This window comes from Rhodococcus marinonascens NBRC 14363 (assembly GCF_001894885.1).
Classification (GTDB): Bacteria; Actinomycetota; Actinomycetes; order Mycobacteriales; family Mycobacteriaceae; genus Rhodococcus_F; species Rhodococcus_F marinonascens.
Map to the genome: position 1 here is coordinate 116,387 of NZ_BCXB01000014.1, position 20,951 is coordinate 137,337.

The following is a 20,951-nucleotide window of genomic DNA, read 5'->3' on the forward strand; positions in this document are numbered from 1 at the left end:
AGCGACAGACCGGTGCGGCCGTCCCTGAACGTCGTACAATTCGCCGGTGAGCGCCCGCTTGAGCGTTGTCGACGAGATATTCCTGCGTTCCCATCGAGGGTGGGGAACGCCGATCGTGATGCAGGGATTGTGGCGAACCGATGGGCGGGTCGAGGACCCAGCCCTCGAGTCCCTGCGCGCAAACCTCGCGCGGGGACCGCTGGGCGTGCGGGTGGTCCGTCCCCGGATCCCCGGTGCACGTCCCCGCTTCGAGCCGACTACCGCTGCATTCCCCGTCGAGTACTCCGAGATCGATGCGGCCGCGGTTCTCGCGTGGGCGGATGAGCAGGCGTCCCTGCCGGTGAACCCCGAGCACGGTCCCGGTTGGCGGCTCACGTGTGCGCGCCTGGGCGACGGGGGCACCGTCCTGTCGCTGGTGTGCTCCCACGTGGTCGCGGACGCCCAGGGACTGTCTGCGGCCATCGCAGCTGCGCTGCAGGGTGTGACGGCCGCTGCGCTGCAGGGTGTGACGGCCGCTGCGCTGCAGGGCACCGCCGAACCGGACGGTGGACTCACCGGCGGCAGCACTGCCGCCGACATGCGCGATGCCGCCCAACTCGCCGGCCGCGTGACGGCGGGAACGGCATGCGCGGTCGCCGGCCTGGTGGTGAGCGGACGGCGCCGGGCCGAACTCCGTCGCTTTCTGCACGCGGGCGACAAAATGCGTTCCGAAACCACGATTCTTTCGGAAACACCGTGCCACTCTCCCGTGACAGCTGTGCTGGACGTGGACGCCGAGCAGTGGGATACCGCCGCCGAGCGGGCCTGTGGAACCGCGAACAGTCTGTTCCTGTCGGTGGTGGCCGAGTCGGCCAGGCGGGACGGTGAATCCCGGCCACTCACGATCAGCGTGCCGATGGACCTCAGACCTCATGACAACTCGGCGAGCACAGCGAACTCCATCGCCATGGTCGAGGTGAACATCTCCCCACAAGACACCGTCGCGGATGTGCGAGCCGCTAGTCGTGCGGCGTTCTCCTCGCCCTCGATGACGAGTCCTGCCGGATTCCCGGAGGAGATGCTCCAGCTGGTTCCTGACCGGGTGGCGCACGCCCTCACGGGCAACCCCGGCGAACGGGACGTGTTGTGTTCCAACATCGGCCCGCTGCCCGATGTCCTCGCCTCGGTCGGAGATCACCGGACCACCGGGATCACTACCCGCGCGGTACACCCGGGTGTCGTTACCAGCCGGACCCGGCTGTCGGCCTATCTCAGCAAGTTCGGAGGCCGCTACACCCTCGCACTCGAATCGCTCGACAGCCCCGGCCGCGCGGCACTACTGGATCGGGTAGAGGGCGTACTCCTCCGGCACGGGCTCAGCGCGAGGAATTGGTGACCGTCTCCCGACTACCCGGAACGCGGGACGTTGGGCACTCTCGTCAGGATTCGGGCGACAGATCCGAGTAGGGCTGACGTGCCGACTCCGGATCGCCGTAGGTGATCGCCCGCTCGCGACGCGATCCCGTAGCCAGAGTGGCGGCCCAGTTGAGAAGTGCACCGAACCGGTTGCGGTACCCGGCGAGGAACGCAATGTGGATGACGCCCCACGACACCCAGCCGACGAACCCGGAGAGCCGGATAGGACCCGCCTGCAGCAGCGCGTGCCTGCGGGCAATATAGGCCGCGCTTCCGAAGTTGCGGTACTTGAATGGTTTTCGGTCGGGTGCGCCTCCCGGAACCATCCGGGCGATGCAGCCACCAACGTGCTTCCCACTCTGCATCGCAACCTCGGCCACGCCGGGAAGATCCTTCAGCGACATCAGGTCCCCGATCACCCAGACGTCGGGATGACCTGGCACGGTCAGATCGGGTTCGACGGCGATGCGCCCACCGTGAGTCTGATTCACTCCCAAGGCATCCGCGAGAACGGCTGCAAAGGGCACTGCCTCCACTCCTGCGGTCCAGAGGATCGTGCGAGCCTCGTACCGTTTCTTGGTGCGCGTCTCGTCCCCTGACGTGGTTTCGATGCCGGTTTCGCGGACGTCGGTGACTTGCACGCCGAGATGCGTTTCGACGCCGACCTTGTCGAGCGTCCTCTGGGCAGACGCGGACAGTTTCCGATCGAAGGACGGGAGAACCCGATCGCCGCCGTGAAACAGCAGCACCCGCGCCTCGCTCGGATCGATCGACCTGAATTCATGAGCGAGAGCGTGCGTCGCAAGCTCCCGGATCTGGCCTGCGATTTCGACCCCGGTCGGCCCGCCCCCTGCGACGGCGAACGTGAGCCACGGCTGACGCTCCTGCGCGGTTGGCAGTGATTCGGCCATTTCGAAGGCAGAGATCAGCTTTCGCCGAATGGCGAGGGCGTCGTCGAGCGTCTTCATGCCCGGCGCCCACTGGATGTACTCGTCGTGGCCGTGGTATGCCTGGCGCATCCCTGCGGCGACGATCAAGTAGTCGTAGGGCAGATCGAAGGCGGACCCGTCGAATCGGCTCACGGTCAGCACTTTGGCGTCGGGGTCGATCGACTGCGCCTCTCCGAGTGCGACGTGCGCGTTGCGGTGCCCACGCAACAAATGGCGTAGCGGACTACTGATCTCGCCTTCCGAAAGAAGTCCGGTCGCGCATTGATAGAGCAAGGGTTGGAAAACGTGGCTGGTTCCGCGGTCGAGCAGGGTGACGTCCACGTCAACGTCCCGTAGCCGCCGGGCCGCGTAGATCCCACCAAATCCACCACCCAGGATGACCACCCGCGGTCTCGACCGTGTAATCGCAAGCGACGAGGGTTCCCGAGCAGTCGTCATAGGTCAGTCCTACACGAACCGGGATGTCCATGTATGTGGAAGGAACCTCAACGCGAGGTCGATTCCCTGCCACTTGATTCCCGGCAGCGCAGCACGGTTCGCTTCCTTTTCGATGGCCGACACCATCGCACCGACGCCCACGTCGAGGGTCGCCGTCATCTTCGCGCTGTCGCCCGCTGCGCCGGACATGTCGGTGGCGATGAATCCGGGTAGCAGAGTCGTCACCACGATCGGGCTCTTCGCCAACTCCGCCGTCAGCGCCTCGCCTAGGGCCGACACGCCCGCTTTGCTGGCCGAGTACGCCGCCAGCTTGCCGGGTAGACCCCGATCGGCGCTGATCGACGACACCAGCACCAGGTGGCCGGAACTCTGGTCACGGAAGATTTCCAGCGCGGCCTCGCACTGCGACAGCGCACCAACGAAGTTGGTCCGGGCGGTCGCGAGATTTGCATCAGCACGCCCCGTTCCGATCTTCGCGCCCTTGCCGAGTCCCGCATTGACGATGATTCGGTCGAGCCCTCCCAGTTCGTCGCGCAGTTCGCCGAATACCCGGACCACCGCGTCGTGGTCGGTGACGTCGAGTGCGCGGACGGCCACCTTGATCGCGGGGTTCGCAGCCTGTAACTCGTCCTTCAAGGATTCGAGTCGTTCGACGCGCCGCGCACACAGGGCGAGGTCGCGCCCCTGAGCAGCGAATCGCCGCGCCATCTCTTCGCCGAGTCCGGAACTGGCACCGGTGATCAGAATCTTCTTTCGAATCATCCCGCCACATTAGCTACCCGCAAGTAACTTTGCGAGACGGCCGCCGGAAATTCTGCGACACGGTCACCGACCGGAATACCGTTGTTGGTATGACCGACTCGGTGGGCAGCGTGGACGAATTCGACGTGATCGTGATCGGCGGTGGATCCGCGGGCGAGAATGCCGCGAGTTACGCCATCGCGGGCAGCGACCGGACCGTCGCCATGATCGAACACGAACTCGTCGGCGGCGAATGCTCCTACTGGGCGTGCATGCCGAGCAAGGCACTGCTGCGACCGGGAGAGGTTCTCGGAGCGGCCCGCAACATGCCCGGCGTGTCGGCCGGCGCTCTCGACGTAGGCGCCGTCCTCGCTCGCCGGGACTCGTTCACCAGCCATCACAACGACTCGTCGCAGGTGAGGTGGGCGGATTCGCAAGGAATCGAGGTGATCCGCGGATCGGCGCGGATCTGCGGGGAACGGACGGTCACAGTCGGCGGGGCACGAACGCTGCGCGCTCGGCACGCTGTCGTCGTCGCGACCGGGACGACGGCAACGGTGCCCGACATTCCCGGTCTACGGGCGGCGTTGCCGTGGGTCTCCCGTGACGCCACGAATCTGAAGGAGATTCCACGCCGTGTCGCGGTGATCGGCGGCGGGGTGGTGGCGTGTGAGAGCGCAACCTGGCTGCTGGACCTCGGCGTCGAGGAATTGACGATGGTGGTACGCGGCCACGGACTGCTCTCGAAGAACGAGCACTTCGCCGGCGAACTCATGGCCCGCTCGCTGGAGCGGAGGGGGGTCCGGATCCTGTTCGGCGCCGCCCTTCGCGATGTCCAGCGAGCCGATCCTCAGGACACTGGGATCGGCTCGATTCACGGTGGTCCCGCAACCCTCGATGTTGCGGGCCACGACCCGATCGTGGTCGACGAGATCGTCGTCGCGACGGGACGCACACCCGCGACCTCCGAGATGGGTCTCGACCCGGGATTGCTCGACTCCCGCGGCTACCTCGTCACTGACGACCATTTGACCACGGCGAACGGATGGCTGTACGCGGTCGGCGATGTCAACGGTCGCGCCCTGCTCACCCATATGGGCAAGTACCAGGGGCGAGTCTGCGGCGACGTGATTGCGGCGCGCGCCGAGTCCAGGCCCCTGGAACGTTCCCGGTTCCTGGCGTCCGCCGACAACGGGCAGGTTCCCCAAGTGGTGTTCGCCGACCCCGAGGTCGCGGCTGTCGGGATCACCGAGGAACAGGCTCGGGACTCGGGCCGCGACGTCGAGACGGTGGAGCTCGATATCTCCGTTGCCGGGGCGTCTTTGTCGCGGAACGATTTCAGCGGTCACGCCAAACTGGTGGTCGACCGGGCGACCGACACCTTGGTCGGGGCGACCTTCGCGGGTACGGAGGTGGCCGAACTCCTCCATGCCGCAACCATTGCCTTGGTAGGGAAGGTGCCGCTCGAGACCCTGTGGCACGCGGTTCCGTCATATCCGACTGTCAGTGAGGTGTGGTTGCGATTACTGGAGGCACGGCGCTGAAATAGCGCGGACGTCAGCCCGCCTTCGTATAGTCGCCGATATGACGTCCAGTACTTTCACGACCGACACACTGGTAAAGACGACCGAGGGACTGGTGCGCGGCCGGCGCGTCGGCGACCTGGTCGCGTGGCGAGGGATTCCCTACGCGGCACCTCCTGTCGGCCATCTCCGACTCCGAGCACCTCAGCCGGTCATGCCGTGGTCGGGAGAACTTGACGCGGACGAATTCGGCGACGCCGCCGTTCAGAACACGAAATTCACCGCACTGCGACCAGGAAAGTATCAGCCGAGTAGCGAAAACTGTCTGACACTCAACGTGCTGGCCACGCCCGGAACCTCGGGATCGCGACCGGTGATGGTGTTCATTCACGGCGGCGCGTACGCGATGGGTATGTCCGCCACCGGGATTTACGGCGGCCAGTCGCTCGTGCGCCGCGGCGACATCGTGTACGTGTCGATCAACTACCGACTCGGCGCGCTGGGATACCTCGACTTCACCCAATTCTCCACCCCGGAAAGACCGTTCGACTCCAACCTGGGGCTGCGCGACCAGGTGGCCGCCCTCGAATGGGTGCGGCGCAACATCGCCGAATTCGGCGGCGACCCCGACAACGTCACCGTCTTCGGCGAATCCGCAGGCGCCAACGCCGTCACCACACTGATGGCCACACCCACCGCAGAAGGCCTGTTCGCCCGAGCGATCTCGGAGAGTTCCGCCCCTGGTCTGGTCACCACGGCCGACCGGGCCGCGAAGTGGGCGTCCGACTACATATCGCTGCTCGGCGCCGAACCTGCGAACGCCGCCGAAGCATTGAGCACCTTTCCTGCGGGCGCACTGGGTAAGGCGGGCGATCGTTTCGCCATGAAGGTTACGTCCGAGACGCCGGGACTGCACCCGTTCGGCCCCGTCATCGACGGTGACTTCCTGCCGGAGTCACCGCTCGACGCATTCGCAAACGGTTCCGCGCACCGGGTTCCGCTGATCATCGGCACCAACGCCCGCGAGGGCACACTGTTCTCGAAGTTCCTGGGCGGACTGCCGACGGACGCCGGCCGGATCAGTCGGATGTTCGCACTCACCGACCCTGCGGCCGAGGCTCCGGTCACCGGAGCGTATCCGGGTTATCCGGCACCGGACGCGGCCGCGGACCTGGGCGGCGACCTGACATTCTGGAAACCGTCGATCGAACTGGCCCAGGCGCATTCCGCGCATGCCCCGACCTACTTTTACCGCTTCGACTTCGCTCCACGTGCTATGAGGTGGCTCGGGCTCGACGCCACTCACGCGTTCGAACTGTTTGCTGTATTCGACATCGCCGACACCCTCATCGGCCGCGGACTCACCCTTCCGGGCGATCGTCGCGCACTGCGGGATGTCACGGACACCGTCCAGCGCCACTGGTTGCACTTCGCTGCGACGGGAACATCATTGGCGTCGTGGCCGCAGTACGACACGGATAGGCGGGCAACGCTCGTATTCGACACCGTGACCACGGTCCAGGACGACCCGCGACGAGAGCGGAGAGTGGCGTGGGAAGGGTACGGGGGCTACTACGGGCAGGGCCTGTGAGCGCACTCGAGATCGACACCGATACAGGTACCATCTGCGGCCGCCGACTCGACGACCTGATCGCATGGCGGGGCATTCCGTACGATGCCCCACCGGTCGGGGCGTTGAGGTTGCGGGCCCCGCAACCGGCCGAATCGTGGTCGGGGGTCCGGCAAGCCCTCCACTTCGGGTCCCGTCCGCCTCAGCACGGCAGGTCCTCGGACGAGGACTGTCTGACGCTGAACGTGCTCGCGCCTTCACTATCGTCTGATACACCGCGGCCGGTGATGGTCTTCATCCACGGCGGCGCGTACTCGGGCGGATCCTCGTCCTCACCCCTGTATGGCGGCGAGTCGCTCGTGCGCCGCGGCGACATCGTGTACGTGTCGATCAACTACCGACTCGGCGCGCTGGGATACCTCGACTTCACCCAATTCTCCACCCCGGAAAGACCGTTCGACTCCAACCTGGGGCTGCGCGACCAGGTGGCCGCCCTCGAATGGGTGCGGCGCAACATCGCCGAATTCGGCGGCGACCCCGACAACGTCACCGTCTTCGGCGAATCCTCAGGCGCCAACGCCGTCACCACACTGATGGCCACACCCGCCGCGAAAGGCCTGTTCACCCAGGCGATCGCTGAGAGTCCTCCCGCCGCGTCCGCCTACTCCATCGGGAGAGCTGCACGGTGGTCGCGTGAATTCCTCGAAATTGCAGGTGTTTCACCATCCGGCGCAGTGACCTGGCTCGAGACCGCGGATCCCATCGAGTTCGTCAAAGCCGGTACAACGCTGGCGAATCAGGGCGCCGACGAGGAACCGGGAACCAGGGTTTTTGCTCCCGTCGTCGACGGGTTCTTCCTCCCCACTCATCCGCTCGATAGTTTTGCATCCGGGTCCGGGCATCCGGTCGCGCTCATCATCGGCACGAACCGCCACGAGGGCGCGGTTTTTCCCTGGTTCAACGACATCCTGCCCACCAATCCCGACCGAATCGACAAGATGTTCTCGCACGTGGACCGGTCAGTGAAGGACCGGGCCATCGCTGCCTACCCCGGCTACCCCAGTCGAAGGGCGACCAGCGACCTCGGCGGCGACGTGACGTTCTGGGAACCGTCGATCCTGTGTGCCCAGGGCCATACCGCCGTCGCACCGACCTACAGTTACCGGTACGATTTCGCACCCCGCTTGCTCCGCATCCTGGGCTTGGGGGCAACCCATGCGACGGAGTTGTTCGCGGTCTTCGGACCCACCGGTTCGCGGTTACGCGCCCTGACCGGGCTCGGGGGGCGACGTGGGTTGCGGGCCGTCACCGACACAATCCAGTCGCACTGGTTGCACTTCGCCAAGCACGGGGTTCCTGCTCCCGGATGGCCCCGGTATTCCCTGGAGCGCCGGGAGACGCTGATCATCGACGAAATATGCCGGATCGAGAATGACCCACTCGGTGCGCGTCGACGCGCCTGGGTGGGGTACGAGCACCCGCGATAGGACGATAGCTTGAACCCGGACCGGGCGGCATACTGTGATAGGAGTCGCCACCGGTTGGCTCGCGGTAGTGCCCGCCAGGCATCATCTGTTCCGTCGAACCGAGCCGTCGTCCCAGCCCGCAGCCGCATCCGGTCTCCGGCCCCGACCGGGAAGAGACGCGGGAAGGGCTATGACGGACGAGCAGACTCGACACCAGAACTCCGTGAACGCCTCGCCGCCATTGGGCCGATCATTGGGGGCGTTGGACGGGCTGAATTTCTTCCTTGCGGACGTGCAGTCGGGGCTCGGCCCCTTCCTGGGCATCTACCTGCTCACCGTGCCGGGCTGGAGTACCTCCGACATCGGGTTGGCCCTGACGGTCGGCGGGCTCGTCGGCCTGATCGTGCAGACACCGATCGGCGCACTGATCGACAAGACACCACACAAACGCAGCTTGATCATCATTGCGGCACTAGCGACCGGGATCGGCGCCTTCACGATCACCGTCAATCCGAGCTATTCGGTCATCACGGCCGCGCAACTGGTGACCGGAATTGCCGGCACAGTGTTCCCGCCGGCTATCGCCGCGATCGCTCTCGGACTAGTGGGTTCGGCCGCATATACCTACCGCACCGGGCGAATGGCGGCGTTCAACCACGCCGGAAACGTCGTCGGTGCCGTTGTCTTCGGCACCGCGGGCTATCTCATCACGATCAAAGCCGGCTTCTGGTTCGCCGGCATCGTCACCATCCTGGTCGCCGCCGCCACGCTGATGATCGACCCCCGGCTCATCAACAATGATGTCGCACGCGGGCTCACTCCCGGTGAATCAGCGAAGCAAGATGGCCAGAGGAAGCCGTCCGGGTTCGGCGTCCTACTGCATTCGCGTCCGCTCCTGGCGCTGTGCGCGGCAACGATGCTGTGGCAGCTCGCCAACGGTGCAATGCTGCCGCTCACCGGTCAGGAACTCGCCCAGACGGACGCCAGGATGGGCACACTGTTCCAGGCCGCGCTGATCGTCGTCGCTCAGTTGGTGATGATCCCGATGGCGATAATGATCGCCAAGCACGGAAAAGACTGGGGCCGTAAACCCATCTTCCTCGCCGCATTCCTCGTTCTTCCGATTCGCGGCGTGTTGTTCACCCTGTCGGATCATCCGCTGTACGTCATTTCCATCCAGATCCTCGACGGTATCGGCGCCGGCATCTACGGTGCGATGTTCGTCCTCGTGGTCGCCGACCTCACCCGGGGCACCGGCCACTTCAACCTCGCACTCGGGGCCGCCACCACCATCCAGGGAATCGGCGCAGCGCTGAGTCCCGCCCTGGCGGGATTCGTCGCCGACGCGGGCGGCTTCCACCTGGCATTACTCATGCTCTCGGGGATCGCGGTTCTGGCGCTCATCGTCTTCGTCCTCGGCGTACCCGAAACTGCCAATATCCCTGACACCGTGCCGAGTTCATCGAACTCGAAGAAGCCGCAGCCTTCCTGACTCCAAGAATGACGCATCCGGGAGACGGGCAAACGGGTACTGACCGCCCCAATACCAAGCTCGTCCTGCTCGACCACCGCGTTGCCTCGGAGGTCCCTCGCGGGCACCGGTACCTGGTGCACGCCCGTTCCGCGTTCCGGGCACAGCTTCAGCCTGGCGCGTTAACGTCTGTTCGACAGGATTGTCTCGTACCGGAATGAGGAACTCGCGTGTCTGATCCAGCTACAGAGAAGAAGGGCCCGCTCGCGGGCGTTCGCGTGGTCGAATTCGCCGGCCTCGGACCGGGTCCGCATGCTGCCGCGCTCCTGGCCGACCTCGGTGCCGACGTGGTGTGCGTCCAGCGACCCGGCAACATTCCGCTGGAAGGTCCGTACGACCAGATTCAGCGTGGCCGCCGCGTCGTGGAGGCGAACCTGAAAGACCCCGAGCAGATCGAGAAGGTTCTCGGACTGATCGAGTGCGCGGACGTCGTCATCGAAGGCTTCCGCCCCGGCGTCACCGAACGCATGGGTCTGGGCCCCGACGTCTGCCTCGCCCGCAACGAGCGACTGGTGTACGGCCGAATGACCGGATGGGGACAGGAAGGCCCACTGTCCGGCGCCGCGGGCCACGACATCAACTACATCTCGCTGACCGGTGTCCTGAACGCCATCGGCCGCAAGGGTGAACGCCCCGTACCGCCGCTGAACATGGTCGGTGACTTCGGTGGCGGATCGATGTTCCTGATCTTCGGGATCCTGTCGGCGTTGGTGGAACGCCAGACGTCCGGCAAGGGCCAGGTCGTGGACGCAGCGATGGTCGATGGCACCTTGGCGCTGTCGCACATGATGTGGGCATTCCGCGGGCGGGGTATCTGGTCGGACGAGCGCGGCGTCAATCTCCTCGACACCGGCGCCCCGTTCTACGACACCTACGAGACATCCGACGGCAAGTACATGGCCGTCGGTTCGATCGAACCTCAGTTCTACGCCCAACTGCTGCGGGGACTCGCACTCGATCCGGCCGATCTGCCGCAGCAGATGGACAGATCGGCGTGGCCGCAGGTGAAAAAAGTCTTCGCAGAGAAATTCCTGTCGAAGACGCGCGACGAGTGGGCTGCGATCTTCCTCGGCACCGACGCCTGCGTCTCCCCAGTGCTGACTTTCGCCGAGGCGCCCTCGAACGAGCACATCGCGGCCCGGGGTTCGCTGATCGAACTCGACGGAGTCACCCAGCACGCCCCGGCGCCGCGGTTCTCGCGAACCCCCGCCGGCGCACCCACGCCGCCGGCCCGTGAAGCCGTCGACATCGATTCCGTCTGGATCTGAAACCTGAGGTGAGCGGCACAGTACGCCGACGTGCTCCGCCGCTCACCTCAGACGACGAGAGACGGTTCCGCGAGTTCGCGGCCCGAGGACAGCGTCTCGTATGCCGCCGCGACACCCTGGACACCCCGGCACAACTCGTCCGGCGTCCGCGCGTACGGCAGTCGGACGAACCGCTCGAACGCACCATCCACGCCGAACCGGGATCCCGCCGCCAGCAACACTCCGAAACTCGGGGCCGTCGCGGCCAGCGCCGTCGACACCGGTACCGGCATCCGCAACCACAACGACATGCCGCCCGAACCGCTGGTGGGAGTCCATTCCGGCAATTGGTCCGCAAGTGCGTCGAGCATGGCCCGACGGTGCTCCCGCAATTGCGCGCGACGATCCGCGAGGACGAGTTCGCCGTCTGCGAGCAGGTGCGCTGCGGCCAGTTGATCCATGACGGGCGTGCCGAGGTCGATGGCCGTGCGGGCTCCGACGAGTCGGGTGATCAGCGGTGGATCGGCACGAATCCATCCCACGCGCAGCCCGCCCCAGAACGATTTCGCCACCGAACCGATCGTCACGACCTCCGACTTTGCTGCCCCCCTGCTGTGAGCCGCGACCGGTCCCGGTGACGGCTCGTCCAGCCACAGGTCGACCATCGTCTCGTCCACGACCAGCGTCATCCGGGTCTCGCGTGCGATCCGTGCCAGTTCGGCCCTGCCGGGTGCGTCGAGGCACAACCCGGTCGGGTTGTGGAAGTCGGGAATCAGATACGCAATCCGGGCAGCAGTCTGCCGTGCCGCACTCCGGATGGCGTCGAGATCCCACGCGCCTGACGCACCGCCCTCCGGACGGAGGGGAACTGGAACCGGCCTCGCGCCGACCCGTCGGATCGCCTCCAGCGCATTGGGGTACGTGGGGTGATCGACCAGCACCCGCTCCCCCGGCGCCGTCAGCACGTTGAGGAGTAGTCGCAGCGCGTGCTGAGCGCCAGAGGTGACCATGATCTGCTCCGGGGACGTGTCGAGGCCACGCGCCCGATACCGGGTCGCGATCACCTCGCGCAACAAGTCGATACCCACCGGCTCCATTCCGTGTGTCGAAAGAAACTGCGGAAGCGATTGCAACGCGGCCGCATACGACTGCTCAACCGCCTCCGCAGGTGCGGCCATGGCGGCGTAGCTCAGATCGATCACCGAACTTCCGGACCCAGGTTGGTGCGCCCGGAACATCAAACCGTTCTGCCGCGCGCCGAGTGGCAGCGCCACCGTGCTGCGAGAGCCCTGGCGGCTGATCAGATATCCGTCGTCGCGGAGCACCGAATAGCACGACGTGATGGTGGTCCGACTCAACTCCAGTACGGACGCCAGCTCACGCTCGCTCGGCAGGGCGACACCCGGAGGGATCCGTCCGTCATGCACGAGCAGGCGAATACTGGCGGCAAGGGCGCGGTAGGCGGGTCGCGCCGCAGAGCGCCGGCCGCTGTCGTCCTGCCAGTTACCGAGGTCCCTGGCCAGCGAGTGGGCGCCCAAAACGCGAGTCATCATGCAGTCCAGTATCGACCGCTTGGCTATTCAATTCAAAGCCAGTTGCGCCGGCCGTCGCACAGTCACCTCACCGAATGTCGCATCAGTTCACTCCAACCGAACGGCGGTGACATTCGGCGACGCGGCACAGGCCTACCGCACCACGTCGCGGCGGACGATGGTCTCGTCACGGCCGGGTCCGACACCGATGCAGGAGATGTACGCACCCGACAGTTCCTCTAGGCGCAGCACGTAGTTCTGCGCGTTCTTCGGCAACTCGTCGAAGGTGCGGGCGTGCGAAATGTCTTCCCACCAGCCGGGCATCTCCTCGAAGATGGGCTTGGCATGGTGAACGTCGCTCTGCGACATGGGCATTTCGTCGTGCCGGACACCGTCGACGTCGTAGCCCACACAGATCGGGATAGTGTCGAGGCTGCTGAGCACGTCGAGTTTGGTGAGAAAGTAATCGGTGATGCCGTTGACACGCGTTGCGTAGCGGGCGATCACGGCGTCGAACCAGCCGGTGCGCCGGGCACGGCCGGTGGTGACGCCCACCTCGCCGCCGGTCTTGGCGAGGTATTCGCCGCTTTCGTCGAACAACTCGGTCGGGAACGGGCCCGAGCCGACTCGAGTGGTGTAGGCCTTGAGAATGCCCAGCACCGTGGTGATCTTGGTGGGTCCGATACCCGAACCGACCGACGCGCCGCCAGACGTCGGGTTGGACGACGTCACGTATGGGTAGGTGCCGTGGTCGACATCGAGGAGCGTGCCCTGCGAGCCCTCCAGCAGAATCGTCTCCCCGCGTTCGAGCGCCCGGTTCAGTTCCAGCCTCGTATCGGCGATGCGGTGCTTGAAGCCGTCAGCTTGCTCGAGTACCTCGTCAACCACCTGCTGCGGGTCGAGCGCCCTGCGGTTGTAAATCTTGACGAGCACCTGGTTCTTGAATTCGAGCGCCGCCTCCACCTTCTGGGTGAGGATCTTCTCGTCCAGCACGTCCTGGACGCGAACGCCGACGCGGGCAAGTTTGTCCTGGTAGCAGGGCCCGATTCCGCGGCCGGTCGTGCCGATCTTCCTTGCCCCGAGGAATCGCTCAGTGACCTTGTCGATGGCCACGTGGTACGGCATGATCAGGTGCGCATCGGCCGAGAGCAGCAGTCGACTGGTATCCACGCCCCTCTCATCGAGTCCGGCAAGTTCGGTCAGCAGTACTCCCGGATCGACCACCACACCGTTTCCGATGACGTTGGTCACACCCGGGGTGAGGATCCCGGACGGAATCAGATGCAGAGCGAACTTGTCGCCGTTCGGAAGAACGACCGTGTGTCCGGCGTTGTTACCGCCCTGGTAGCGCACCACCCACTGCAGGCGTCCGCCCAGTAGATCGGTAGCTTTGCCCTTACCCTCGTCGCCCCACTGGGCGCCGATGAGGACGATTGCCGGCATGACGTTGTCTCCTACGGTCGACGTACAGTCTTATCCGACTGCGTGGTCCTGCAGTTCCTAGGCAGTGGCCGGAGGAACAGTCTAGCCGAGTGCACGCAGGGTAGGCCTCACCGTACTGCGCGCGTGGCCTCGGAAGGCGGACCTGACATGCCACCACGGCCTCGATCAACCAACGAAACCGACCCTCGACGGTAGGAACTCTGCTGCGCGAGTTCATCTTCGAGCACTGTCGATAACTCGAGACTGCGATCGTGGGCCTCCCACACCCAACCAGGACGTAACCCCGTCCAACGGTTTCGACCCACCGGCCTCCCACCGACTGCGTGGCTTCGATTGTGAACCAACACCATCGGACACCGCCCACCTCACGCCCAGAAGCACCGCTCGGCACAATCCGGACCCGGATCACCCCTCAGCTGCACAAATGTATGTCGAGGCTAGGATGACCGAAAGTAAGGATGGCCGAAAGAATAGGGAAGCTGCGGCAATCGCGGCGGGAATCCGGGCGAGGAGTGGTGTTGACCCCCGTAGTGCTCATATGCGGCGATGTGCCGCTTCCCCTGCCGCTGGGGTCCATCTCGACCTCCAGTGCACCCAGCATCCCCGATAAGGACCACTTCGACGAGGTCTTCTCCAAACTGCAGGTAGTCCCAGATCCGAGACTGATCGTGGTGGGCAGCGACGCCGCCCTGGCCGCCACCCTGACTCGGTTGATGCGCACCGAACGTCTGCATATCGAACTCGCGTACGTCGCCGAATATCATTCGGATGCGACGAACACCTACCGCCTGTCCGCCGGCGCCCGCGGGGCCCGCACCGCCCTCAAGGGAACCGCCGAGCGAGTCCCCCTGATTCGCGACGACGCCGGCATCGCCCTGGTCGGGTGCGCCACCGTCACCGGTCCGAGCGGGGGTCCACTTATTGGCGAGGCCTACGCCGACGACACCCTGTTGTTCTCCGGAACGACAGCGAAAATAGATATCACCCCGACCCCGCAGATGCCGGGTTTGCGGGCCTCGGTCGAACCCCGTAGTCGCTGGCTGCCGCGCCGGTGGGTAGAGGGCCGCGCCGTGCAACTCGGATCTCCGGCTGCCGTACTGACTCGGGACGAAGTTCCCCACCCGCGCGAACTCGTGCGGTCGACGTTCTATCGGCACGACCAAGAGTGGCTGCTGGTCCGATGAATCTGCCCAGAGCGCGGACCGCCGCCGTGCGGCCCAGCCCTGTGTTCCTCCTGGTCGTCGCGGTCGCCGTCGCCGGCGGGGTAGTCGCGTGGCGCGCCCCACTCGACTCCGTACTAGGCCACGTCGGAGTTTTCCTGCTCGTGGTAGCCGGCTGGGTAGTGACCCTGTGCCTGCACGAATTCGCGCACGCCTACTCCGCCTGGCGGAACGGCGACACCGACGTCGAGGTGCGCGGGTACCTCACCCTCAACCCGCTGAAGTACAGCCACCCAATGCTGTCGATCGGTCTGCCCCTCCTGTTCATCGCCCTCGGCGGCATTGGATTGCCCGGTGGCGCGGTCTACGTGCGGTCGGGGCTGTTCTCCCCGAAGGTGCAGGCAAAAGTGTCGCTGGCCGGGCCTGCGGTCAACGCCGTGTCGGCGGTGATTCTCCTCGTCGTTATCCGGTTGTTCGGGCTCGGGAACGACCACCGTGTGTTCTGGGCGGGCCTGAGCTTCCTGGCCTTCCTGCAGGTGATGGCGACGGTACTCAACCTGATCCCGGTTCCCGGCCTCGACGGCTACGGCGCGCTCGAGCCGTTCCTTTCACCGCAAACCCGGAGGGCGATCGAGCCGTTCAAGCCCTACGGACTGCTACTCCTCGTCGCTATGCTCTTCGTGCCGTCGATCAACGTGGTGTTCTTCGACGCCATTTACTGGCTGTTCGAACTGTCCGGGGTGCCGGAGATCTATGCCCAGGTCGGCAACCTTCTAATGCGTTTCTGGCTCTGACCTGCCTCGGGTGATCACCCATGAAGCCCGTTCGGGTTCACCAATGCGCGCATCCGATGATCCCGCTGATGCGATTCGACCTCCCAATCTTGCCAGCTACTACCGTGTGGACCTGCGGTGCATCCGTTCTACGAGGCCGGCGCGAGCCGACGGCCACTCTTCGTCGATCACGGAATAGACGATCGTCGTTCGCCAGGTCCCGTCTCGCCGGCGCGTATGTCGCCGTAAGGCCCCGTCCTCGCTCGCCCCGAGCGCCGTGACGGCCCGGCGCGAGCGGACATTCAGATCGTCGACATTGAACTCGGCGCGGACAGCGTCGAGGGTTCCGAAGACGTGGTCGAGCAGCAGTAGCTTCGACTCCGGGTTTATCGCCGATCCGCGCACACCGGACGAAACCCAGGTGTAGCCGATCGTCACGCGGCGATGCAACTCGCTCAGGTTGTACAAGGAAGTCATACCGACGATCTCGCCCGTTTGGGCGTCGACTTGCGTCAGCGTCTGACGCCCCGAATCCAATGCATGCCGTAGGGTTTCCTGGGTCGGCGGGAGCGATTCGATCCCGAATGGGAAATAGCGAAAGGTGTCGTCGTCGTACGCGCGGGCGAGCCCGGCCACGTCGGACATCTCCGTTGGACGCAACAAAACGAACTCGCCGCTCAATGTAGGTGGTTCTCGCCAGTGATCAGTGTTCATCTGAACTCTCTTCTCGAAGATCTCGTCGATCGGCGGCCACAGTTGAGGATCATCGGCAGTGGACCGTGCCTCGAGTCGATCCGACCGCAAAGAATTTCTGCACCACGTCGGTCACGTTGCCAGCGACGACGCCCTTAATACTGCGCGGCCAATACGCGTCGCGGCTTCAGCATTAGTGAACACCCCTGCCGCGGTCGCGCTACCCCGTCGCCTCACCCCGCACGCGCCGCACGTCCTCCTCGGTGAAATTGGCGGTCAACCGCAGGTCCGAGAGCGGGACCTCCCGCTCCGGACTGCGCACCTCCACGCGCACGGGTTCGCCCGACGTGTCGTCAGACATCCCGATCGGCCCGCCACGTCCGCCCTGCTGGTACTTGTCACCCCATTGCATCAGGGCCAGCACGGCGGGCAGCAGGTCGCGGCCCTTCTCAGTGAGCACGTACTCGTACCGTGTCCGCTGGCCCGGCTCCTTGTACGGCTGCCGCACGAACAGGCCCTCGGCCGTCAATTCCCGCAGTCGGGAGGCCGCGACGGCCTCGGTGATGCCGACTCGGCGCGCGAAGTCGTCGAATCGGGTGGTTCCGTAATAGGCCTCCCGCAGAATCAGCATCGCGGATCGCGTTCCGACGACGTCCATCGCCTTGGCGATCGAGCAGTGTGTAGGGCGCCAGGCGTCCCGGTCCGCGAGGATGCCCTTGAGTCGTGCCGCGTTCATGACGCCAGACTACCTGACTTGCCAAATGCATAGCCAGCTCGTACATTGCTGGCTATGGTAATTAATAGTCAGGTGGGTCTGCCTGTTCGTCTCGTCCCCCTCCTCGCTGTCTTGTGCGGCGCACCGTTCGTTGCGAGCCTCGACCTCTTCATCGTGAACGTCGCCCTCGGCGACATCGCCGCGAGCTACCCCGGATACTCCCTCGGCGACCTGAGCTGGATCCTCAACGGCTACGCGATCGTCTATGCGGCACTACTGGTTCCACTCGGCCGATGGGCCGACCGCATCGGACGCCGGCGCGGGTTCATGTTGGGACTGGCCTTGTTCACAGTCGCGAGCGCCGCCTGCGCGCTCAGCCCGTCACTGTGGCTTCTCGTCGCCTTCCGCGTACTGCAGGCGGTCGGTGCCGCAGCCCTGACTCCCGCGAGCCTCGGACTATTGATCGGAACTCTCCCAGAGGACCGCCGCGCCGGCGCCGTCCGCATCTGGGCGGCAACGGCGGCGGCGGCAGCAGCACTCGGCCCCGTTGTCGGCGGAATCCTCGTGGAGGCCTCCTGGCGTTGGGCGTTCCTCATCAACATTCCGATCGGAATCGCGCTGCTGTTCGCAGCTATCCGAGTCGTGCCCAACGCCCAGCCCAGCCGCACGGACACCGAACTCGACCTTGTCGGCGCAGCTCTACTGATCGCCGGTATCGGCGCGCTGTCGCTCGGGTTGGTCCAGGGCCCGGACTGGGGTTGGGGCGATCTCCGGATCACCCTCGCCTTTGCGGTCGCCACCGTGGCTCTGGCTCTTTTCTGGTTCAGGAACAGCCGGCATCGGGCGCCACTCATCGAACCGGCCCTGTTGAAGGTGCCCACGTTCGCATGGTCGAACGTCACCGCAGTGGTGTTCAGCGCAGCATTCGCCGCCGGGTTACTGGCCAATATTCTTTGGCTCCAAGAGGTATGGGGATACTCGGCGCTCGAAACCGGACTCGCAATCGCTCCCGGACCGATACTGGTGCCGCTCTTCGCGGTCGCCGGACAGCTCCTGGCCCGGCGCTTCTCTGCCGGTACCATCGCTGCCACTGGCAGCCTTTTGTGGTCGGTGGGTACCGTCCTCGTCCTGGCGTCAGTAGGAGCGGAGCCGCACTACGTCACCGCGTTGCTGCCCGGTTGGTTGATCGCCGGCGTGGGAGTGGGCCTCGCACTCCCCACCATCCTCTCGTCGGCCGCGGCGGACATTCCGCAAGCGCGGTCGGCAACCGGCAGTGCGATCGTCAACATGAATCGGCAGATCGGCACGGTGATCGGCGTCAGCGTGCTCGTGGCGGTGGTCGGCACCAGCGTGGGCTACGACGACACCCATTCCGCCTTCGTCCTCGCCTGGTGGGTGATCGCGGCAGTCGCAGTCTGCGCTGCCGTCACGTCCATCGGAATGAATCCCCGCAACCCGCACACTGTGGAGGTGCCGAAATGACTCCGATCACCGCAACCACCTTCCCTGCCGAGTTCGACTCCAGCTGGCTGGGTTTCGGCGGCGTACACGGCGGGCTCGCCGTCGCCTCGATGCTGCACGCAGCCTCGACCGAGACGACGGCGACACCGGTCGCCGTGACGGCGCACTTGACCAGACCCGTCGAACCGGGTCCAGTGAGCGTGCAGGTAGAGGTCGAGCACGGCGGGAGGACTCCGAGCGTCCGGGCGTCGATACCCGAGTCCGCCTGCGCGCTGATCCGCCTCACCCGCGATACCGGCGCGGCCTCCTGGCCCGCCGGTGCATCCGACCTCTGCACCGTGGATCCGGAACATGTTTCACCACTGGAGATTCCCGTCGACTTCGTGCCGTTCTCCCAGTACATCGACATCCGTCCGATCAACGAAGCACGGCCGTTCGCGGGTGGCGCCGACCCCGAATTCGAGGTGTGGATACGCCTTCTCTCGTCGATCGAGTTCAGCCCCGAAGAACGAGCGGCAGTGTTGCTCGACGCCCTACCGCCGGCTTTGTTCGCCACACTCGACACGTTGGTCGCCATCCCCACCGTCGAGTTCAGTGCGTATTTCCCACCTGTGAGCACATCAAGGCCGCCGGCCAATGACGTGCACCCACGGGTGGAGGAGGAGTGGCACCATCTGCGCCACCGCACGGTCTGGGCCACGGATGGCCTGTGCGTCGACGAGTCCGAACTTCGCACCTCGACGGGCCACCTCGCAGGGCAGGCCCGCCAACTCCGCCGAATCCTCACACCCTGACCTCCACCGGCTCAGCTGTTGCGGCGCATCATCGCCGCCCCAGCGGCGCGCAGCGCGACCCGCAGCGACTGCGGCTCGAGCACCTCCACGTCGCTTCCGAGCGAAATGAGCTGATCGAGCGCGACGTCCTGCGCCTCGAGCCGCAGGTCGACGGCGAACCATCCGTCGTCGTCGGGAGGTCCGGGTTCGACGCGGGCCGCCTCGACGCCGATGACGTGCGGGAGTCGCCGCCAGGCCGTGGCCGACAGTCGCACGCGGCAGTCGAACTGCAGCAGCTCGCGGTCGAACTCGGCGACGGACTCCGCCCACCACGTCGGAAGATCGAAGGCGCCGGGCCGCGTTGCAGGCTCGTCCAAGGCAGTCGCCTCCACGATCCTCGACACCCGGTACGACAGCGTGCGGCCGCGATGCTGCGCGACCAGGTACCACACGCCGGCCTTCGCAACCAAGCCGAGAGGGTCGAGAGTTCTTGTCGCCGTGCGACTTCCCTTGCGGTAAGATACCCGCAGCCGCCATCCGTCGAGGACGGCGGCTGCGACACCTGGGAGGTTGCCGACATCCCGGGGCCGGTCGAACCATCCCGGCGCGTCGACGTACAGGCGGTCGCGCCACACCTGAGCGCCCGCACGCAGTGGAAGAGGCAAGGCCCTCAACAACTTCGTCTGCGCGGCAGTAGCGACGTCGCGGAGCCCGAGATCCTCGGATATGGACGGCACTCCGAGCAGCATCAGCGCCGACGTCTCTGTGCCAGTCATTCCGCCGAGCTTCGACTGCCAGCCGTCAAGCAGGCGCACCCCACCGCCGGGTCCACTCTCGGTCCACACAGGCACACCCGCTGCCGACAGCGCCGTGACGTCGCGATACACGGTCCGCACCGAGACCCCGAGTTCGTCCGCGAGACACTGCGCAGTGACGCCCCGACCGCCCTCGAGCCGCAACATGATCTCCAAGAGCCGGCTCGATCGCATGTCCTCAGAGTCTAGTCTGGAATCCCTGACAGGAGATGTCAGGGATTCGGGTGCACACTGATCGGCATGACCAACTGGACCACGTTCGCAACCGAAGCTCCCGACCTGGCTCGCGCCGTCGCGGCGCGCTTCGGGGCCCACAAGCATCACGTCCTGGCGACGTTGCGCAAGGACGGCTCGCCGCGAGTCAGCGGTACGGAGGTGGAGTTCTACGAAGACTCCCTGCTGCTCGGCTCAATGGTGGGAGCGCGCAAAGTGAAGGATCTACGCCGGGACCCTCGATTCTCGCTCCACAGCAACCCCGGCCACCATTCGATGGACGGTGGCGACGCCAAGATCACCGGCCTCGCGCGGGAAATCCTCGGCGACCGCAAGAAGGAGATCGTCAACCACTACCCCGGCGAGACCCACGAGGCCGACGTCTTCGAACTCGACGTCGCGGAGGTCGTCTTGACCACCGTCGACGGAGACCATATGTACGTCGACTTCTGGCAGCCCGGCAAGGACGTCATTCGGTTCACCAAGTGATGGTCACCGGGTGACCTCGGCAC

The 20,951-nt window shown here is 65.6% G+C and carries 18 protein-coding genes; 11 read left to right on the forward strand and 7 right to left on the reverse strand.

Annotation, left to right across the window (positions count from 1 at the left end):
- Positions 1–46 precede the first annotated feature (46 nt).
- The gene (locus RM2_RS12555) at positions 47–1,375 is read left to right on the forward strand and encodes a condensation domain-containing protein (RefSeq protein WP_072689699.1); all 1,329 of its coding nucleotides are present in this window, start codon (positions 47–49) and stop codon (positions 1,373–1,375) included.
- Between the two features lie 43 nt (positions 1,376–1,418).
- Here RM2_RS12555 and RM2_RS12560 read toward each other — a convergent pair whose 3' ends face one another.
- Together RM2_RS12560 and RM2_RS12565 are read right to left on the reverse strand one after the other, a co-directional pair.
- Entirely contained in the window at positions 1,419–2,783 is a 1,365-nt protein-coding gene (locus RM2_RS12560) for an NAD(P)/FAD-dependent oxidoreductase (RefSeq protein WP_072689701.1), read from the reverse strand.
- A gap of 9 nt (positions 2,784–2,792) precedes the next feature.
- A complete protein-coding gene (locus RM2_RS12565; protein WP_072689703.1) occupies positions 2,793–3,545 on the reverse strand; it encodes an SDR family oxidoreductase in 753 nt (250 codons plus the stop codon).
- 89 nt (positions 3,546–3,634) lie between these two features.
- Between RM2_RS12565 and RM2_RS12570 the strand changes: the two genes are divergently transcribed.
- The 5 genes from RM2_RS12570 to RM2_RS12590 all read left to right on the forward strand — a co-directional run bounded on the left by RM2_RS12570 (position 3,635) and on the right by RM2_RS12590 (position 10,882).
- A complete protein-coding gene (locus RM2_RS12570; protein WP_072689705.1) occupies positions 3,635–5,068 on the forward strand; it encodes a dihydrolipoyl dehydrogenase family protein in 1,434 nt (477 codons plus the stop codon).
- A gap of 40 nt (positions 5,069–5,108) precedes the next feature.
- A complete protein-coding gene (locus RM2_RS12575) occupies positions 5,109–6,638 on the forward strand; it encodes a carboxylesterase/lipase family protein (protein ID WP_072689707.1) in 1,530 nt (509 codons plus the stop codon).
- A complete protein-coding gene (locus RM2_RS12580; RefSeq protein WP_072689709.1) occupies positions 6,635–8,104 on the forward strand; it encodes a carboxylesterase/lipase family protein in 1,470 nt (489 codons plus the stop codon). The genes RM2_RS12575 and RM2_RS12580 overlap by 4 nt, the downstream gene beginning before the upstream one ends.
- Before the next feature lie 169 nt (positions 8,105–8,273).
- A complete protein-coding gene (locus RM2_RS12585; RefSeq protein WP_072689711.1) occupies positions 8,274–9,575 on the forward strand; it encodes an MFS transporter in 1,302 nt (433 codons plus the stop codon).
- Positions 9,576–9,784: 209 nt separating this feature from the next.
- Entirely contained in the window at positions 9,785–10,882 is a 1,098-nt protein-coding gene (locus RM2_RS12590) for a CaiB/BaiF CoA transferase family protein (RefSeq protein ID WP_072689713.1), read from the forward strand.
- 47 nt (positions 10,883–10,929) lie between these two features.
- Here the strand turns inward: RM2_RS12590 and yczR are convergent, their stop codons facing one another.
- Together yczR and RM2_RS12600 are read right to left on the reverse strand one after the other, a co-directional pair.
- Positions 10,930–12,414, reverse strand: a complete 1,485-nt coding sequence (yczR, locus tag RM2_RS12595) for a MocR-like transcription factor YczR (RefSeq protein WP_072689715.1) — start codon at positions 12,412–12,414, stop codon at positions 10,930–10,932.
- A gap of 132 nt (positions 12,415–12,546) precedes the next feature.
- Positions 12,547–13,836 (reverse strand): adenylosuccinate synthase, encoded by a 1,290-nt coding sequence (locus RM2_RS12600; protein ID WP_072689717.1) that lies wholly within the window; start codon positions 13,834–13,836, stop codon positions 12,547–12,549.
- Positions 13,837–14,366: 530 nt separating this feature from the next.
- Here RM2_RS12600 and RM2_RS12605 point away from each other — a divergent pair.
- Together RM2_RS12605 and RM2_RS12610 are read left to right on the forward strand one after the other, a co-directional pair.
- Positions 14,367–15,020, forward strand: a complete 654-nt coding sequence (locus RM2_RS12605) for a hypothetical protein (protein WP_245813888.1) — start codon at positions 14,367–14,369, stop codon at positions 15,018–15,020.
- Positions 15,017–15,790, forward strand: a complete 774-nt coding sequence (locus RM2_RS12610) for a site-2 protease family protein (RefSeq protein ID WP_072689786.1) — start codon at positions 15,017–15,019, stop codon at positions 15,788–15,790. Before RM2_RS12605 ends, RM2_RS12610 begins: the two co-directional genes overlap by 4 nt.
- Before the next feature lie 99 nt (positions 15,791–15,889).
- Here RM2_RS12610 and RM2_RS12615 read toward each other — a convergent pair whose 3' ends face one another.
- Together RM2_RS12615 and RM2_RS12620 are read right to left on the reverse strand one after the other, a co-directional pair.
- The gene (locus tag RM2_RS12615; RefSeq protein ID WP_072689787.1) at positions 15,890–16,483 is read right to left on the reverse strand and encodes a GNAT family N-acetyltransferase; all 594 of its coding nucleotides are present in this window, start codon (positions 16,481–16,483) and stop codon (positions 15,890–15,892) included.
- A gap of 199 nt (positions 16,484–16,682) precedes the next feature.
- The gene (locus tag RM2_RS12620; protein WP_072689723.1) at positions 16,683–17,198 is read right to left on the reverse strand and encodes a winged helix-turn-helix transcriptional regulator; all 516 of its coding nucleotides are present in this window, start codon (positions 17,196–17,198) and stop codon (positions 16,683–16,685) included.
- Between the two features lie 54 nt (positions 17,199–17,252).
- Between RM2_RS12620 and RM2_RS12625 the strand changes: the two genes are divergently transcribed.
- Positions 17,253–18,659 carry an MFS transporter gene (locus tag RM2_RS12625; RefSeq protein WP_072689726.1) on the forward strand — a complete coding sequence of 469 codons (1,407 nt, stop codon included), beginning with the start codon at positions 17,253–17,255 and terminating at the stop codon, positions 18,657–18,659.
- Positions 18,656–19,432 (forward strand): thioesterase family protein, encoded by a 777-nt coding sequence (locus RM2_RS12630; protein WP_072689728.1) that lies wholly within the window; start codon positions 18,656–18,658, stop codon positions 19,430–19,432. Before RM2_RS12625 ends, RM2_RS12630 begins: the two co-directional genes overlap by 4 nt.
- A gap of 11 nt (positions 19,433–19,443) precedes the next feature.
- Here the strand turns inward: RM2_RS12630 and RM2_RS12635 are convergent, their stop codons facing one another.
- Entirely contained in the window at positions 19,444–20,400 is a 957-nt protein-coding gene (locus tag RM2_RS12635; protein ID WP_072689731.1) for a helix-turn-helix transcriptional regulator, read from the reverse strand.
- Positions 20,401–20,466: 66 nt separating this feature from the next.
- On the opposite strand from RM2_RS12635, the gene RM2_RS12640 reads away from it, so the two are divergent.
- Positions 20,467–20,928 (forward strand): pyridoxamine 5'-phosphate oxidase family protein, encoded by a 462-nt coding sequence (locus RM2_RS12640; RefSeq protein ID WP_072689735.1) that lies wholly within the window; start codon positions 20,467–20,469, stop codon positions 20,926–20,928.
- Positions 20,929–20,951 lie beyond the last annotated feature (23 nt).